This window comes from Pseudalkalibacillus sp. NRS-1564, assembly GCF_050467905.1.
In the GTDB taxonomy this organism is placed as follows: domain Bacteria; phylum Bacillota; class Bacilli; order Bacillales; family Guptibacillaceae; genus Guptibacillus; species Guptibacillus hwajinpoensis_B.
This window is the reverse complement of sequence record NZ_JBITPM010000040.1, coordinates 142,295-159,857: the sequence shown is the minus strand read 5'-3', so window position 1 is coordinate 159,857 and position 17,563 is coordinate 142,295. Positions and strand designations below refer to the sequence as shown.

The 17,563-nt window shown below is 39.9% G+C and carries 16 protein-coding genes; 1 reads left to right on the top strand and 15 read right to left on the bottom strand.

From position 1 onward, the window contains the following. Window positions 1–24 precede the first annotated feature (24 nt). Window positions 25–612 (top strand): DUF6944 family repetitive protein, encoded by a 588-nt coding sequence (locus ACIFPW_RS18655; RefSeq protein WP_430246583.1) that lies wholly within the window; start codon window positions 25–27, stop codon window positions 610–612. 28 nt (window positions 613–640) lie between these two features. Here ACIFPW_RS18655 and ACIFPW_RS18650 read toward each other — a convergent pair whose 3' ends face one another. The 15 genes from ACIFPW_RS18650 to ACIFPW_RS18580 form a co-directional block, all read right to left on the bottom strand. Next, a complete protein-coding gene (locus ACIFPW_RS18650) occupies window positions 641–2,116 on the bottom strand; it encodes a flavin monoamine oxidase family protein (protein ID WP_430246543.1) in 1,476 nt (491 codons plus the stop codon). 76 nt (window positions 2,117–2,192) lie between these two features. Continuing rightward, entirely contained in the window at window positions 2,193–2,663 is a 471-nt protein-coding gene (locus tag ACIFPW_RS18645; RefSeq protein ID WP_194221706.1) for a GNAT family N-acetyltransferase, read from the bottom strand. 96 nt (window positions 2,664–2,759) lie between these two features. Continuing rightward, complete coding sequence (locus ACIFPW_RS18640) at window positions 2,760–3,947, bottom strand: thiolase family protein (RefSeq protein ID WP_430246541.1); 1,188 nt, start codon at window positions 3,945–3,947, stop codon at window positions 2,760–2,762. A 14-nt stretch (window positions 3,948–3,961) separates the two neighbouring features. Further along, on the bottom strand, window positions 3,962–5,110 hold the full coding sequence (locus ACIFPW_RS18635) for an acyl-CoA dehydrogenase family protein (protein ID WP_430246539.1): 1,149 nt from the start codon (window positions 5,108–5,110) through the stop codon (window positions 3,962–3,964). Window positions 5,111–5,128: 18 nt separating this feature from the next. Beyond that, entirely contained in the window at window positions 5,129–5,971 is an 843-nt protein-coding gene (locus ACIFPW_RS18630) for a 3-hydroxyacyl-CoA dehydrogenase family protein (protein WP_430246582.1), read from the bottom strand. Window positions 5,972–6,112: 141 nt separating this feature from the next. Beyond that, window positions 6,113–7,492, bottom strand: a complete 1,380-nt coding sequence (locus ACIFPW_RS18625; protein WP_430246537.1) for an FAD-binding oxidoreductase — start codon at window positions 7,490–7,492, stop codon at window positions 6,113–6,115. 141 nt (window positions 7,493–7,633) lie between these two features. Beyond that, a complete protein-coding gene (locus ACIFPW_RS18620) occupies window positions 7,634–9,181 on the bottom strand; it encodes a flotillin family protein (RefSeq protein WP_430246535.1) in 1,548 nt (515 codons plus the stop codon). Window positions 9,182–9,352: 171 nt separating this feature from the next. After that, entirely contained in the window at window positions 9,353–9,754 is a 402-nt protein-coding gene (locus tag ACIFPW_RS18615; protein ID WP_430246533.1) for a MaoC/PaaZ C-terminal domain-containing protein, read from the bottom strand. Next, window positions 9,751–10,200: a MaoC family dehydratase N-terminal domain-containing protein gene (locus tag ACIFPW_RS18610; RefSeq protein WP_430246531.1), complete on the bottom strand. Its 450-nt coding sequence runs from the start codon at window positions 10,198–10,200 to the stop codon at window positions 9,751–9,753. The genes ACIFPW_RS18615 and ACIFPW_RS18610 overlap by 4 nt, the downstream gene beginning before the upstream one ends. Window positions 10,201–10,210: 10 nt before the next feature. Continuing rightward, window positions 10,211–11,386 (bottom strand): acyl-CoA dehydrogenase family protein, encoded by a 1,176-nt coding sequence (locus tag ACIFPW_RS18605; RefSeq protein WP_430246529.1) that lies wholly within the window; start codon window positions 11,384–11,386, stop codon window positions 10,211–10,213. A 167-nt stretch (window positions 11,387–11,553) separates the two neighbouring features. Beyond that, window positions 11,554–12,357 (bottom strand): CAP domain-containing protein, encoded by an 804-nt coding sequence (locus ACIFPW_RS18600; protein WP_430246527.1) that lies wholly within the window; start codon window positions 12,355–12,357, stop codon window positions 11,554–11,556. Window positions 12,358–12,496: 139 nt separating this feature from the next. Further along, a complete protein-coding gene (gene ppc, locus ACIFPW_RS18595; RefSeq protein WP_430246525.1) occupies window positions 12,497–15,247 on the bottom strand; it encodes a phosphoenolpyruvate carboxylase in 2,751 nt (916 codons plus the stop codon). Between the two features lie 260 nt (window positions 15,248–15,507). Beyond that, complete coding sequence (locus ACIFPW_RS18590; protein ID WP_430246523.1) at window positions 15,508–15,786, bottom strand: cation:proton antiporter regulatory subunit; 279 nt, start codon at window positions 15,784–15,786, stop codon at window positions 15,508–15,510. Window positions 15,787–15,863: 77 nt separating this feature from the next. After that, a complete protein-coding gene (locus ACIFPW_RS18585; RefSeq protein WP_430246521.1) occupies window positions 15,864–16,166 on the bottom strand; it encodes an NAD-binding protein in 303 nt (100 codons plus the stop codon). A 13-nt stretch (window positions 16,167–16,179) separates the two neighbouring features. Next, on the bottom strand, window positions 16,180–17,493 hold the full coding sequence (locus ACIFPW_RS18580; RefSeq protein WP_430246519.1) for a TrkH family potassium uptake protein: 1,314 nt from the start codon (window positions 17,491–17,493) through the stop codon (window positions 16,180–16,182). Window positions 17,494–17,563: the final 70 nt, after the last annotated feature.

The following is a 17,563-nucleotide window of genomic DNA, read 5'->3' as shown; positions in this document are numbered from 1 at the left end:
AAAGGAGCGTGTTTAGTATTGGAGGTGTACGGAGAATTCCTCATTCTTTCGGGAGCGTGGATCCAGACGATAGGTGCAGCTATTGCCTCTATAGGGAATACAATTGTTGCAGCAAATGAAGCTGACTCACTTATGGAGGATATCGGAGGAGACCTTTATGTAATTGGTAATGGTGTCGAAGCAACAGGGAACTCTCTTCAAGCTATCGGAAGAAGCAGCTTGACTTCTAATGAGAATGAAACGTTTGGAACGCTCGGAGCATGGTTACAGTCTGCTGGTAATATTGCAAATGTTCTTGGTGGATCAGGAATTGTAACGGGGACTGATGAAGAAGCGCTGAATATTGACATTATGGGAGATATTATTCAATCAGCTGGAGCTGCTTTCGAAGCAAAAAGCTCGAGTATAAGTGAAGCCTTCTATGCAGAGCTCATCACAACCGGGCAAACGATTCAATCGTTTGCCATTGCTATTGAAGCTATTGGGCTTCTGTATGTGAAGAATGGAAATAAGAAGATGGGACAACAGATTCTTGCCATTGGAAGTTATGGTCAAACTGCAGGGGCAGCCATTGCAGCCATTGGTTTCACAAAAGAGTATTATGAACATTGAGCGATCTGTTAAATGAGATTAAAAGGATTTATAACGTGCGCTCATTGATTTCAAATGCCGCTCTAACACCAGATTCAACTGCTCCTTCAATCCACCCGTGGAAATCTGATGTGTGCTCACCTGCAAAGTGAACTCTTCCTTCAGGTTTTTTTACGATGCTTTCAAATTCGGTAATTTGATTCGGTTTAAAGAGTGTAAAGCAACCTCCTGAGAATTGATTTTGACTCCAGCTAAATGATGCGCTCGTCAAGTACTCATCAAATACTTTAGGTCCATGTATTTTTGCAAGATCTTCAAGGGATTGTGTGATTTTTTGATCATCATTTAAGCTATTCCATAACATCGCGTTATCTTCCCAACTATAACTTGCTAGTAAGACTCCAGCTCCTGGCTCATTACCTGTGCGACTAGGTGTATACGTATAGCGATTAGGAAAATCCGAAATGGTATTTGCACCATTCAACCCTTCTTTTTCCCAAAATCGGTCTTTGAATTCAATCCCAATTTTAATTGAAGCTACATAATGCAACTCACGGATCGCTTTCCATTTATCAAATGAAAAAGAACGGTACGGATAAACTTCTATAAATTGAAACACTGAAAAAGGCACAGTCATAAGAACATAATCGCTGTTAAACTTTTCAATAATTCCTGTTTGTTGATTCCTCGTCTGAATTTGAACACTTTGTGGTCTTTGAATGAGGCGGTGTACTTTTTGATTTAACAAGAGATTCTCTTCTAGCTCAGGTAGAAAAGACCGAGGCAATTGATCATTTCCACCAGTAATTTCGTTAAATTCCATGTCAGTATTAAAAACAGTATTTACGATATCGGTTAGAATGTCGATAAAGGATAGTTCCGAAAATCCTTCAATGCCTAAAAGTACTTTAACCATTCGAACAGCATTTGGAGATAGCGAAGGACCAATGGGATTGAAGCGAAGAAAATTCTCCATTGAATACTGATCAAATTTTTTACGGATGAATTTCTTTTGTTGAGCGTCACCTTCTTTATAAAGCAGTAAAAATGGATTAACTGCTGATAAAAATAATTCCGTAGCGGTTTTTCCTTTTTCGTGAGGTTCAACGGGAAATTGAAGGATATCAGGGTCTGCTTCGTATTTTTCTCTTGTAGTTCTAACTCCATTAGCATAAATGATATCTCTTGGAGAGGAATTCACGAAGCGATTCATTTTAAGTTGAAATCTTCTGATATATTCATACGTTAATTTGTGAGTTGTAGGAATACGCATAGCGCCAACATCGAGATAATTATCATCTGTAAATGGTTTTCTAAGAGTGTAAACCCTCCCGCCAACACGATCGTTTCCTTCTAGAATGGTAACTCGATGACCGGCCTTCTTTAACAAGGATGCTGATACTAGTCCTGCAACGCCAGCTCCCACAACAATAACGTTCGTTGGTGAAGACGATTTTTTCAATCCATTCTTAATGATATTAAGCATCTCGTTAGGGTATTGAGGCGTAGTGAATTCTCGAGACATCACCATCATCCTTTTTTCACTAACATATTAGTTACATTTAAAAACTATACGAACTAGTTTTTAACATCACTATTGCCTATAACTCCTTCGCCATGAGAAAATTTTTAAGTTGGATACCGTTTTTTTCAACTAGCTGACTTTTTACTAGTGAAAATCCTTGCTCTCTAAAGAACGGAACTGCCGTTATGCTTGCTTCTGTATGAAGCTGTTCCATATTGTTCAAACGTGCGGTCTGTTGCACTTTTTCTAAGAGCTCGGAAGCGATTCCTTTTCTTTGGTAGTCTTTATGAACATATAAACGGTCAAGCAGTCCTGAAGAGGTTAAATCGCAAAATCCTACGATCTGTTTGTCTAAGGTAGCAACATAAGTGAAGTTTCGTTCGAATTCCTCTCCCCATGATGCATGACGCCTATTAAGTTCAGTTTTATTTGCCCAGGCATTTACCTGTATGTTTGTATAGTCTCTCCGGTTAATAGAATGAACAGTGTCATAAAAAAGATCAATCATTTCTATTAAATCGTTTTCTTTAAAAGGCCTGATATGCATGCCATTCCCCTTCCGTGATTCTCTTTCTTTTTATTATAGAACCCAAGTGCAAACAACGCATCAAAAAAGACGGCAGATGCCGCCTCCGATAAGAGTCTATCCGTTCATACTTTCTACCATCATGGCCATGCCCTGTCCACCGCCAACGCATAATGTTGCGATTCCAAAGCGTTCGTTTCTCTTCTTCATTTCATATATCAAAGAGGTTAGAATGCGAGCACCTGTAGCACCGAGCGGATGACCTAATGCTATAGCTCCTCCATTTACGTTTACCTTGCTCATGTCTAATTCAAGTTCTCGAATAACAGCGAGTGCCTGAGCAGCAAAGGCTTCATTGAGCTCTATTAAACCGATTTCCTCGAGCGTTTTCCCTGTGCGTTCTAAAAGTTTCCGAAAGGCTGGAATTGGTCCGATTCCCATTATCTCAGGAGAAACCCCAGAAGTTGCCCAATCAACGATTCTAGCAATGGGTTGAAGCTCTAATTCTTTTGCTTTTATTTCAGTCATCACAAGCATGGCAACAGCTCCATCATTCCTCCCGCAAGAATTGCCAGCTGTCACCGTTCCGTTCTCTTTAAATACTGGTTTTAATTTGCCAAGTTTCTCAATTGTTGTACCTGGACGAGGATGTTCATCTTGATCGACAAGATTCGTTTGACGACGATTTTGAATTTCGACCGGAACAATTTCATCTCTAAATTTACCATTTTCAATTGCTTCTGCTGCTCGTCGCTGACTTTCTGCTGCAAAAGCATCTTGTTCATCCCGCGATATCTTGTAACGTTCGGCTACGTTTTCTGCTGTAATACCCATGCCAAGATGAGAACCATATTGTTCAACAGGCTGTTGTCCGGCTTCTGAATTAGAATCAACTAATTGCGTTTTGTCTCCTCCGAAACGGCTATTTCTTAAATAAATGGGAGCCTGACTTAAACTCTCTGTTCCTCCTGCGATCAGAATAGAGGCCTGCTTTGATTGGATTTGTTGGACTGCAGAGGCAACAGACTGCATACCTGATGCGCAAAGTCGATTGATTGTAAATGCAGGAGAGGATTCAGGAATGCCAGCACGTAATGAAGCGACTCTCGCTACATTGGATGATTCAGTTGTTTGTCTTACTTCTCCTAAAATGACTTCTTCTACTAAGTGAGGGGGGAGACCTGATCGAGCTAGTGTTTCTCGTATAGCATAGGCAGCTAACTTTCCAGAGTTTAGATTTTTAAAGACACCACCGTAGCGTCCTACTGGTGTACGAACTGGTTCTACGATAACGATGTTTTCCACTCCTTTTTACCTCCTCATTTGTATTCTTTACGAAGTTGACCTGCAATGATGTTTTTCTGAATTTCTGATGTACCTTCATAAATACGGGTGATCCGAGCGTCACGGAAAAATCGCTCAATCGGATAATCTGAAATGTAACCGAGCCCCCCGTGAATTTGTAGAGCCTTGTCGGCGATTCTATTGTATACTTCAGATCCATACAGCTTTAACATTGCCGCTTCCTTAATGACCTTTTTTCCTTCTTCAACCATCCATGCGACACGATAAGTAAAAGATCGAAGTGCTTCAATTTCAACTCCCATTTCAGCTACCATATGGGCAACAGCTTGGTGTTCAATGATCGGCACGTCAAATTGGATGCGCTCCTCCACGTAAGACATGCATAAGTCCAATAGTTTTTGGGAAGATCCAAGATTACGAGCAGCGAGGCCTGCACGACCATTTGCCAAAATTTTTAATGCATTAACATACCCTTCTCCTACTTTTCCAAGAACATTTTCCTCTGGTACTTCACAATGATCAAAGATAAGCTCAGCTGAATGTGACCCTTTTAACCCCATTTTTTCTTCCACTGCACCAACTTGAAAGCCAGGGAAATCTTTTTCAACGATAAAGGATGTAATCCCCTTCGTACCTTGTGAAGGATCAGTTACAGCCATTACGGTAAAAACGCTCGCTTCTGTTGCGTTAGTAATGTAATGCTTCGTACCGTTTAGAATATATTTATTACCTTGTTTGACGGCTGTCGTTTTCAAGTTAGAGGCATTTGATCCTGCAGATGGCTCAGTAAGAGCAAAGGCTCCTATCATGTTTCCTCGTGCCATTTCGGGTAAATAATATTCCTTTTGTTTCGTATTACCGAGTTCAACAATTCCAACCGAACCAATTCCCGTATGTGCCCCAATTAAAGTAGTAAACCCGTTATGCGTTTTACCTAATTCTTCATATAGAGCGCATTTTCCAACCATTCCAATTCCAAGTCCGCCATACTCTTCTGGAATACTAAGACCAAATAGACCTAATTCTTTTGACATCTCGATAATGTGTTCTGGTATTTGATTTTCACGCTCAATGGTCATGGCTACTTTTTCTACTTCGTTTTCTACAAAGTTTCGGACAGTCGTTTTTAAATATTCGATGTCTTGATCGAGCTGAAAGTCCAATCTTAACCCTTCTTTCTATTAATATGTATAAAAGCCTCTTCCGCTTTTTCGTCCAAGTCTTCCTGCCTTCACATACTTTGTTAAAATGGGACAGGGGCGATATTTTTCACCTAGCGTTTTGTATAAGTACTCCATATTGCGTAGTCGAGTATCAAGACCAACAAGATCAGCTAGTTCAAGAGGACCCATTGGATGATTTAGACCAAGTTTCATGGCTTTATCAATGTCTTCGGGTGTAGCTACACCTTCCATCACCATATTCATCGCTTCGTTGCCAATTAGACAATTCATACGACTAACTGCAAAGCCTGGAAACTCATTGATTCTTACGCATTCTTTTCCAATGGTTTCTCCAAACCGCATCGCTTTATCAATGGTATCTTCAGATGTTTCCAGACCACAAATGACTTCAATGAGCTTCATCTTTGGTACCGGATTAAAAAAATGAAGAGCAAGACATTGATCAGGGCGCATGGTTTGTGCGGCAATTTCGGTTGGACTCATTGTCGAAGTGTTTGTTGCAAGAATAGCGTGAGCTGGAGCAAACTCATCAAGTTGTTTAAAAATGCTTGTTTTTAATTCCATTACCTCAAGGACTGCTTCGATCACAAGATCACAATCGTAGACGGCTTCTTTCAATTCGTGTGTGAATTGTATTCCTTTGAATCTTTTTGTTGCTTGCTCTCTTGTTAATTTCTCTTTCTTGACCAAACGTTCAAATTGGTCTTTTACATAGATCTGTGCTTGCTTCAAAGCCTCGTTACTAACATCATGCATTTTCACTGAAAGCCCTGCAGCTGCAGTTGAGAAAGCAATCCCTTTTCCCATTGTACCTGCCCCAACAACAGCAATTTTCGTCATCGTCATTTCTCGTCCTCCTAAAAAACATATAAATGAAATCGCTTACAGTTTGTACTACACTTACTTCTCGAAGAAGACAACTAGTTCCTTTTAGGATTCAAATTAAAAAGACCGTTCAGTTGTTTGAACGGTCTTTTATATCTAGAATGAAACTTGATCAGTCACGAAAATTTTCCCCGGATTTAGGATCCCATTAGGGTCAAGCGTTTTCTTCAATGCCAGCATGACTTCGAGAGAACCTCCATGTTCTTTTTGCTGATACTGAGCTTTGCCAGTACCTACCCCATGCTCACCAGTGCAAGTTCCGCCACGATCTAGAGCATAGTGCACTAGGTGTTGGTTTAGCTTGTTTGCCTTTTCAAGTTCAATGGGGTCATCGGGATTAATCATCACAATAGCATGATAATTCCCGTCCCCTACATGCCCCAATAGAGCTCCGTCTAAATCAAATTTCTCGATGGCTTTTCGTGCATCGAGAATGGCGCCAGTTAACTCTGAAATGGGAACACATACATCTGTCACCATCATCTTTTTCCCTGGAGAACCATGACTAAAGGAGTAAGCAAGATTATGTCGCGCTTCCCAAAGAAGCGCTCTTTTCTTCGTATCGTGCTCAAATATAAATTCTTCGCAATCATTGTCTTCTGCGATGCTTTTGGCAAAGGTAACATCTTGATTTAACCCCGCTTCATTACCATGAAATTCAACAAATAACGTTGGTTTTTCGATATAGTTGGTTTCATTTGTTTTGTTCACCTGTTGTACTGAGCGTGCGTCTACTAGTTCGATTCTAGCGACCGGAATGGCTGCGTGAAGAATATTAGTAACGGTGGCTACAGCTCGCTCTACAGTTGGAAAAACGATTCGTCCTGCAAGCGTAGCTTCTGGTATGCCGTTTACGTCGAGTGTTAATTCTGTAAATGTCCCAAGTGTCCCTTCTGAGCCTACAAAAAGGCCATTTAAATGGTAACCTGATGAAGACTTTGCAGTCATGCTACCGGTATGGATGACACGTCCATCGGCAAGAACAACTTCCATGTCTCGAACCTGATCACGCATTACTCCATACCGTACTGAAGTGGTTCCGCTTGCATTTGTTGAGGCCATGCCACCTAACGTTGCATCCGCACCTGGATCTACTGTGAAAAAGAGACCGTGTTTTTTCAATTCTTTATTTAATTGTGAACGTGTGACACCTGGTTGGACGCGTACTAGAAAATCTTCTGGTCGAACTTCGAGAACTTGGTTCATTAATTGAAAATCAATTGAAATACCGCCTTGATATGGAATCACATGCCCTTCAAGACTAGATCCCAAGCCAAATGGCACGATGGGAATCCTATGCTCATTGGCCGCTTTCATAATTTTACTTACTTGCTCGGTTGTTCTTGGGAAAACAACAACGTCCGGATCGTGTGGCGTATGATAAGATTCATCCTTGCTATGTTGTTCGAGAATCGTTGCATTAACACTAATTTGATCATCGTCTAGAAATGTTGAAAGCAAAGATACGATTTTCATATAGCTTTCCTCCACTCTTATGTAAAATTAACACTTTTCTGATAATACTCTCATTACTTTATCATTACTGTTTTCATAACGTCAATTCTTATAGCAATAAGTCAAAAAGAAAAGCCTGACTTTTTCCAGACTTTAACAGTGTTACTTGTTTTCTTCTTCCGCTTGTTCAATATTTTCTTGTGCTTCTTCTTCATAAGCGGTGGCGACTTCATATTGGCTATCATATGTGCTGTGGTCCTCATCTTTCTCATCTTTAGAGTCTTGAGCATTAGCAGAGAAAGAGTCATATTGCCCTCTAGAAACAAAGCTTTCTAACATAGCTTTCAAATCCATTCCCGTTGATTCCTTCAGACTTGCTTGAAGACCTGTCATTGTTTTCGTGACGTTATCAGTTATTTTGGTTGAACCACTACTATTACTACCTCCTAGATCAATCACTTTCATTTCTGAAATCTGAGATAGCGGCTGAGCAATTTCGTGTGCATATTTCGGCAACATCTCAACAAGCATTTCAATAATCGCAGCATCACCGTAATTTTCCATTGCTTGAGCCATTAATTCTTTTGCTTCTGCCTCCGCTCGGCCACGTTCTCTTATAACTTCCGCTTCAGCTAGTCCTTTTTGCTTTTCAATATCAGCTTTTGTTTGTCCATCAATACGATCGCGCTCTGCTTCTGCTTCGGCATTTGCGCGAATATCGTATGCATTTGAATCAGCCTGAGTTTTTCGACGCTTCTGTTCCTCTTGTTCCAATTCCACTTGACGTTGACGTTCAATGTACTGAACCTGCATCTCTTCTTCTTTTACTTTCTGATTTAATCTCGCCTGTTCTAGGTTGTAAGACTGTTCAGAACGTGCGCGCCCCTGTTCAATTTCTGCTTTGTACTCGGCTTCTTTCACATCTTTATCTTTTTGAGAGCGTGCAATCTCAATTTGTCGTCTAATCTCATCTTCTTCTGCTTCTTGATCTGTTTTGGCTTTATGCATACGGGTTTCACGTCTTGCGTTTGCTTCCGCAATATCAGCGTCTTTTCGTGCTTCCGCAATTCTTGGACGCCCAAGCGCTTCTAGATATCCATTCTCTTCATCGTCATCTTTTAATTCTTTTAAAGCAAACGAAGTAATTTCAAAACCAAGATTTTTAAGATCTTCTTCAGCAATGTTTTTCACTTTTTTGTTCACTGAATTGAAGTCTTTGTAAATTTCGTCGACTGTAAGGGAAGAAATGATGGCCCGAAGGTGTCCTTCAAGAACTTCTTTTAATTCACGTTCTTTTTCTTTTTGAGGCTTACCTAGAAATTTTTCTGCATAATTCGCGACAATTTCAAGTTTACTTCCAATACTAATCTCTGCGACACTTGTCGCTCTAATTGGAACACCTTCTGAGGTATAGGCTTTTGGTGAAGCAATTTCTAATTGAAATGATGTTAGATCAATCGGTGTACTTGTTTGGAATAGCTTTAATCGTATCCCGCCACCGCGTACAATTTTCATACTCCGGCCGTTATCATCTACGAAGATTCGATTATCTTTTTCAGCATCGCCTAGTTTTGGTCCTGTAATAATCAGTGCTTGATTTGAGCTAGCGGTTTTGTATCTTCTTTTGAAAATAAAAAAGCCAATCCCACCAGCCACAAATAATATAAACAAAATGATACCGGAGATGATTAATCCGATAAATTCCATCATGCTTGCATCATCCTTTCGAAAAATTGTAAAGGTTGCTATGTAACTGCCTTCCTTAATTTCTACGATTTGGAACAAATAAAGTTTCAGAATTAATCGAATTAACGATTTTATTGCAAAAAGAAAACGAACCCGTGAATGATTCGTTTCAAATGGAGAGTTGTTTATTTAGTTTTATTGGTATCTTTTAAGTGTCGCTGATCCTTTCACAACTGTTTCTTCATTTTGATTAATAGCGAGCACATCAAAATAATACCGATCATTTTGAATGGAAACGAGTGATGATTGAAGAGTAATTTCATCGTTTAAGAAAACCATTCCTTTAAAAGCAACAGAATAATCTTCTAGGAAACCTTCTTCAAAATAGGGAGTAAATAGCTTTGATAGGTTTCCCATCGTCCACATTCCGTGAGCAATGATACCTGGGAGCCCTGCTTTTGCAGCCTCTTCGTCAATCGTATGAATTGGGTTGAAATCTCCGGATGCCCCGGCATATTTAATGAGATCTAACCTTGAAACAGGAGGGAGAGTGATTTCTAGCTGTGTCCCCACTTCAAAGTCATTAGCCATCTTCATGATTTCATCCCCTTTCTCACTGCTTCAGTAATAATAACCACTTGCTCTTCTGTAAAAATGAGTTTTCCATTTGGCTCTTCTCCGTATCGTTTTAGTATGAGAAAACCAAGCAAGCCGCTCTTTCCTTTTCGCTCATAATAGTTTTCAAGTGATGTCGAGCACATCACCGTTTCTCCAACTAGAAGTGGACGCTCATAGTGAAATGATTGTTTTCCGTGAATCAATCCGACATTTGGTAAATCAAATCCGTTTATTTCTCCATAGTCAAATACTCTTGGATATGTAGGCGGCGCAATGTTTGCTCCGTATCTTGAGCGCATTCCTACTGCTTCATCGATATAAATAGGCGATTCATCTCCAATTGCTTTTGAGAACGCTTTCAAAGAACCGCTCTCAACAATGTTTTTTACAGGATTGGACCGAGTCCCAATGAGCGATTCAAACATAAATCCCCTCCTAAGCGTATTGTCCTACTTTCACATGCCCTTTCAGCAGGTTTCTAGCAATGATTAATCGTTGAATTTCATCCGTTCCGTCGTAGATCCTCCAAAGGCGAGCTTCTCGGTACCAGCGTTCAATTGGTAGCTCTTTCGTATAGCCCATACCCCCATGAATTTGTAGAACGCGGTCTACAACACGATTCCCCATGTTAGATCCATATAATTTCGCCATTGATGCAAGTTGACGATTATCTTTCCCTTCATCAAGTGTATACGCTGCATTAAGCACCAGCCATTTAGCAGCCTCTATTTCAACAGCTGAATCGGCGATTTGCCATTGAATCGCTTGACGTTCTGCAATAGCCTTTCCAAATGTTTCTCTTTCATTTGCATAGTCAATCGCCATTTTCAACAATCTTTCGCCTGCTCCTACCGCTGTTGCACCAACAATCCAGCGAGCAAATCCGATCCACTCAAGGCCGAGATTGTATCCTCCATCTACTTCACCAAGGATATTTTCGTGTGGCACACGTACATTGTCAAAGACTAGGCCAGCAGGTCCCCATTCACCCATTGTGTGAATGTATTCAGATTTCCATCCCATCTCTCGGTCCGCAATAAAACACGTGACACCATCTCTACCTGTAGCTGCGTGTTTTTCTTTATCTGTAATGGCAATAACCATCACAAAATCTGCTTCATTTCCGCCAGTGATAAACGTTTTCTCTCCGTTAAGAATCCAATCATCCCCATCCCGTACTGCAGTCATTTTAATGTTGCGCGTATCTGATCCCGCGCCGGGTTCTGTCATAGCGAAGCATGATTTTTTTTCATCATTAATGGTTGGCAAGAGGTACTTTTCCTTCTGCTCTTCATTGGCGTAATACAAGATATTGTCTGCTGATCCACCAAAACGAAACGGTACAAATGTTTTAGAAACTTCCATCATCACAATAGCAAGCATCATTTGACCAAGGTCAGCGCCACCATATTCCTCTGGTGTATTAATTCCCCAGAATCCTGCTTTTTTCGCTTTTTGCTGAAGCTCCTCCATCTTTTCGGCGGATATGCCTGGCTTTCCTGCACGTTCATTTCGAAGTACATCATTTTCTAAAGGGATTAACTCATTTTCTACAAATTTCCGAATCGTTTTTTGAACCATCACTTGTTCGTCAGTTAATCTTAAATCCATCAGTCATCTCTCCTTGTGAGTTTATCATATTTAGACGATTACTTACTAACCGGTTAGTATCTTGATTCGACAAAGTAAAGAGACCTCCTTCTTCATCATGTAGATTCTTGAAATTTTTTCAATAAAAAAGCGAAAGAGTCATGTACATGACCCTTTCACCTGCTGTACTATTTTCCAATAAACATCTGTGTCCAATAATGACCATCCTGAGCAAGTCCCACCCCAATGTGAGTAAAACTGCTGTTCATGATGTTTTTACGGTGACCTTCACTTTTCATCCAGGCATCAACCACGGCTTCTGGTGATTGCTGACCTTGTGCGATGTTTTCTCCAGCCGTATTAAAATCTACGCCGAAGTCCCTCATCATATCAAATGGAGATCCGTACGTAGGGCTTGTGTGAGAAAAGTAATTTTTTTGTTGCATGTCGCGTGATTTTTCCTGTGCGACATCGCTTAATGATGGCATTGCTTTTAGTGCAGAAAGCCCTTGCTTTTTTCGTTCTTTGTTTGTTAAATCGATCACTTGCTGGACTTCTTTCGTGATTTCCCCTGATGGTTCGGAGGTTGGAGACTTCTCTTGATTCGGTGCGGCTTTTTGATTTGACTCTGATTGACCTGTATTTTGATCAGGTCTCATTTTTTGTTGACGCTGTTGTTCTTCCTTGCCACCGATTCCGTATTGCTCTGGGAATCCTTCAGGTAAATATTCTCTTGGATCAACATTAGGAAGTGCTTCATTGAATTCGAACTGACCATCCTGAACCATTTCACCATGAGGGAATTTACCACTTGGTGTTTCAGTGCTATATGAATTAGGATCGATCGTTAGCTGACCACTGTTTATTCGCTGAATACCCTCTGTAGGTGAACTAGTTTTATTAATATTTAACGCTTCATCGTTATTATTCGCATTACATGCTCCAAGAAGCAATAAACCCGGCAATAATAACGGCATTAACTTTTTGTACATACGTTGCCCTCCTTTGATTCTTTTGTTACCGTCTTAGTTTTTCTATTAGAGGGAAAAGTATTTGTGGTAAAAATCGAGAATACCGAGAGCATTTAACATGTAAAAAATCCCCCTCATAATAATGAGGAGGACTGTACGATCAGCCAGTATTTCGTAGGCCAGCCGCAATTCCATTGATCGTGAGGAGAATTTCTTTCAGAAGCTCGTCGTCCTCACTACCGTTGGATCGATACGTTGAGATAAGTTCCACTTGGAGAGAACTTAGTGGATCAACATACGGATTGCGTAAACGGATCGAATCTTTAATGTTTGGCGTACCATCAAGTAATTCTTCCTGTCCGGTAATCGTTAAAATGACATCTTTTGTACGATGGTATTCATCGACGATTTTTCCGAAGATGCGGTTCGCTAGCTGTTCATCATCAATTAAGAACATATATTTTTCTGCTGTAGCGAGATCTGCTTTCATTAATCCCATTTGCAAGTTATCGATAAGAGATGCAAAGAACGGCCAATTCGCATACATTTCTTTTAGACTGCTTAATCCTTCTTCTGTTGCAGCAAACTCGGTAAGACCGGTACCTGACGCATACCATGCTGGCATTAACTGGCGACTTTGAGTCCAAGCGAATACCCATGGGATTGCACGTAAGTCATCGAAGTGGTCTGTACCTTTTCTGCTCATTGGACGGGAACCAATGTTTAATGCGCCAAGTTCTGGTAATGGCGTTCCTTGTTTAAAGTAAGCCAGGAACCCATCATCCTCAAATACGAGGGATTGATAAGATTTAAGGGATACAGCCGAAATTTCTTCCATAATTTCATGCCACTTCTCTTGTCTAACATCTTTTTCGATCCCTGATACGGCAGATGATAGCAAGGTTGTCGTCGCTTGTTCTAGACTTCGATAAGCAATATCGTAAAGCAAGTAACGAGAAGATAATACCTCTCCTTGCTCTGTAATCTTTACACCAGCCGTATATGTTTCAGGAGGTTGCGACAGTAGACTTCTTCGTAGTGGACCGCCACCACGCCCAAGCGCTCCACCGCGACCATGAAAGAATTTAAGTCGAAGGTTGCGTTCAGAAGCGATCCGACTAATTTCTTGTTGAGCTTGATAAAGCTTCCAGTTAGCTGTTAGTGTTCCACCATCCTTGCTTCCATCGGAATACCCCAGCATGATTTCCTGACGTTGATCATGCTTTTCTAGATGATGTTTGTAGACTGGAAGATCAAATAGCTTCTCCATAATGGCAGGACCAGCTTTAAGATCATCGATCGTTTCAAGTAATGGAGCAATATTTAAATCACTTTCAACGCTACCGTCTGCGTGTAGACGATAAATATTCGCTTCCTTAGCAAGAACGAGTACCTCAAGAAGGTCACTAGCTGATTCGGTCATACTAATTAAGTATACAGAAATTGATTGAGGGCCAAACTCTTTGTGAGCTTTTTTAATCATCGTAAAGATATCGAGTATTTTTTGTGTTTTCTCCGAATAATCCTCATAGGTAGAAAGAACTGGTCGTGGGTCTTCAAGAAGACGATTGAGTAACTGAACCTTTTCTTCTTCATCTAATTCGGCGTAGTTGTCAGCCAGATTTACACGACTTAAAATTTCTGCGATAGCCCCCTCATGTTCACCGCTATGGTTTCGAACATCTAAAGTAGCGAGATGAAAACCAAAAAGAGATGCCTGACGAATAAGCTTATTCAACTCTGTGAAGTGGGACCCTTCAGGAAAGTGCTGTTTCAAGCTATTTCCTATTAACTTCAGATCTGTTATAAATTCTTCTGAGTTTTTGTATCCGTTCTCACGATTAACGCGCTGAAGTTTTTCTAATACATAAGCAAGCTTTACGCGATAAGCTTCATGTGGAACGCCCCACTCTTTCGTATCAGGTAGGCGATTTTGATCTTCTTCAATTGATTTTGTCAATTCTGGACAAATGGCGATGCGGTTCGTCGACTGGCTTAGCTGCCGCATTAAATTTTTCACTGAGTCTTTGTATTTTGAAATGACTACATCCCGTTGTCTTTCGAGCGTATTCCATGTCATCTCAGGGGTAACGAATGGATTTCCGTCTCGGTCCCCACCTATCCATGAACCAAATTTCAAAATGTTAGGTACTTCCCATTTAGCATCAGGATAATGGTCACGCAAACACTCTTCAAGCTCCTGATGAATTTGAGGAAGCACTTCAAATAACGTTTCCTCAAAATAAAACAGCCCCATATTCACTTCATCCATCACAGAAGGCTTCTTATGACGTAACTCGTCCGTTTGCCATAGTGTTGTGATTTCATTCAATAGTTCAGCCTTTAATGCTTTTTGCTCTCGTTTTGTAAGTAAAGGATTGTCTAGCTGTTTAAGTGATGTTGCAATTCTTTTATGAATTTCTAGCACAGATCGTCTTGTCGCTTCAGTTGGATGTGCTGTAAGGATTAATTCCAATGAAATGGAAGATAGCGTATCTTCAATCAATTCTCCAGGAACATTATTCTTTTTAAGTAAGGCAATAGCATGAGGAATTGAACCAGGTTGCGACTGCTCTTCTTCTAACATTTGATAATCTCGACGTCTGCGAATTCTGTGATTTTGTTCCGCAATATTGACAAGATGAAAATAAAGGGCAAATGCTCGAATAACTTGTTTTCTCATAGGAGGTTGGAGCGTTTGGATCGTTTCTTTTAATTGTTGAGAAGTTTCCAAATCAGCAACATTCCGGAGAGATTTTGTTTTCTCACGAATGGATTCCACCATATCCAGAAGTTCTTTGCCGCCATGCTGCACTAAAACGTCACCGAGTAGGCTTCCCAGCATGTTAATGTCACGCCTTAGGGCAACGTGGTGACTTTGTTGAGTAGAATTTGCCGTATCAATTGTCATGTCCGATCAACCTTTCTTTTTCTTCTAATAACTTAATACCAAATATTAAAAATATTTCAATAAACTTATTATAAACAAGAAATTTTATTCTTGTCATCTTTTATGACACCGTTTTTTGGAATGAATATAAGGCCTTAGTACTGGTAACAAAGGAATGAAAACGGATTCAAATATTTTTTTATTTTTTTGCATTTTCATAAAAAAATCCGCAATAGTATGCGGATTTTTTGGTGTTTATATGCTTATGGTTACCCCTGTTCCTAAATAGAAAACTTATGTTTAAAACGTTCTATTTTTTTATTCTCTCCTACCATCAAAATCACATCCCCTTTTTGGAAAGCCACTTCGGCATAGCGACTTAAGATGGGGGCTTCTTTTCGCAAGATGAGAGAAACGTTTAACTCGTATTTTCTAGAGAAATCAAGTTCAAGTAATGTTTTTCCAATCAGTTCTTCTGGTACCTCTACTTCAATAGCTGATACATTCTTTGTAATTTCAATGTATTCAAGGACGTTAGGCATCATGATTTGTTTGGCCACTTTCATCCCTGCTTCTTCCTCAGGATATATGACCTGATCAGCCCCTAAGTTAGACAGGATTTCTCCTATTTCTCGGCTCACTGCTTTAGTAATAATTTTTTTGCTTTTCGGTCACGAAGACGATTTGTAATTAAAATAGCTGAATAGGCATCAGTTCCTATAGCTACAAAAACAGCATCGTACTGTTCTACGTTTAAATCATCCATCACTCGATTTTCTCTTAAATCACCAACGATTGAATGTGTTGTGTAGTCATCTATATCTTCTAGCGGTCCCTCATCTTTATCACAAACGACAACATCACATTTTTGCTCATATAGTTCACGAATAATGCCTTTCGCAAATCGACCAGCACCGATCACTAGAAATTGTTTTCGCATGACTTCTCACTCCTTAACCTACGGCCAAATCTTCTTTAATATAGCGCGTTTTTGATTTTTCTATTTTAAATACAGCGTATATGAAGCTAAATACACCAATGCGCCCAATAATCATTAGCATACATAATAGCAACTTTGAAACTCCTGCAAGTTCACTCGTAATCCCCATCGATAAACCAGTGTTTGTTAAAGCAGATATAACCTCAAATGCAACTAAAATGATTTCTTGAGACTCAAATATGGACAGAATTATGGTTGAAAATCCAAATAAAAAGATAAAGCTTAAAAAGATCAAAAAAGATTTATTAATCGAGTCCTGCGAAATGGTCTTCTTAAATAGCGTGGTATATTCTTCGGACTTTGCTACTGAAACCATTTTTGCTACAAGAACCGCAAAGGTTGTTAAGCGAAGACCCCCGCCGGTACTTGAAGATGCTCCACCAATAAACATTAATGTCATTAATATGAGAACCGTAGTGATACTAAGCGTTGAAATGTCTACCGTTGTTAATCCACCATTCCGTGATGTAGCTGATAGGAAAATCACGTTTACAAACTTATCCCATATTGACAAATGACCAAAAACGCCATTTTGTTCTAAAGTGAAATATATGACAACCCCCACAAGAAACAGCGAACTATGAAGACGGATATTCACTTTTGTAAACAAGCTTTTCTTTTTTCGAAAGCCGAGTATGTATTCTACAATAGTAGGAAAACCGAGGCTTCCTAGAAAGATCATCGTTGCTGAAGTCAACAGCAAGAGCCAATTGTGTTGATAAGAAATCAAACTATCTCCAAATAAATCAAACCCAGCATTCGTAAAGCTCGCTACACTGTGAAATACAGTAACAAAAACAGCTTCTTTAACTGAGCTATATTGCTCACTTATCCCATTGAACATGAGACTAAAGCCAATGGCTTCGACCGTTAACGCGATCATTAAAACGGAAATACTTAATGAACGAATGGTTCTTAACTGCGACTGGTTTTGGTCTTTCGATAGAAGGACCATACTTGACATTGTTAGTTTCTTACCCATCATTAAAAAGAGGTAGCTGACGAGTACGAGGATACCAATGCCTCCTAGTTGCATTTCAATAATCAATAAGACCTGTCCAACTCGTGTAAAGTCAGACGAGATGTCAACGGAAGATAATCCTGTAACGCTGAGCGCGCTAGTTGATATAAAGAGAGAGTCAACGACCTGTAATGAGCCATAGTGGGAAAACGGCAGCATATAAAAGGTCGCAAATAAAATAATAGTACCGACATACATTAAGAAAATATAGCGGAAGGATTGAATCGTTGATTTATTTTTTAGCATAGCATCTCTCCGTACTGTTGATCTAAATGATTCATTCAATATAACATGAAAAAAAGCCTTTGCGTATTAT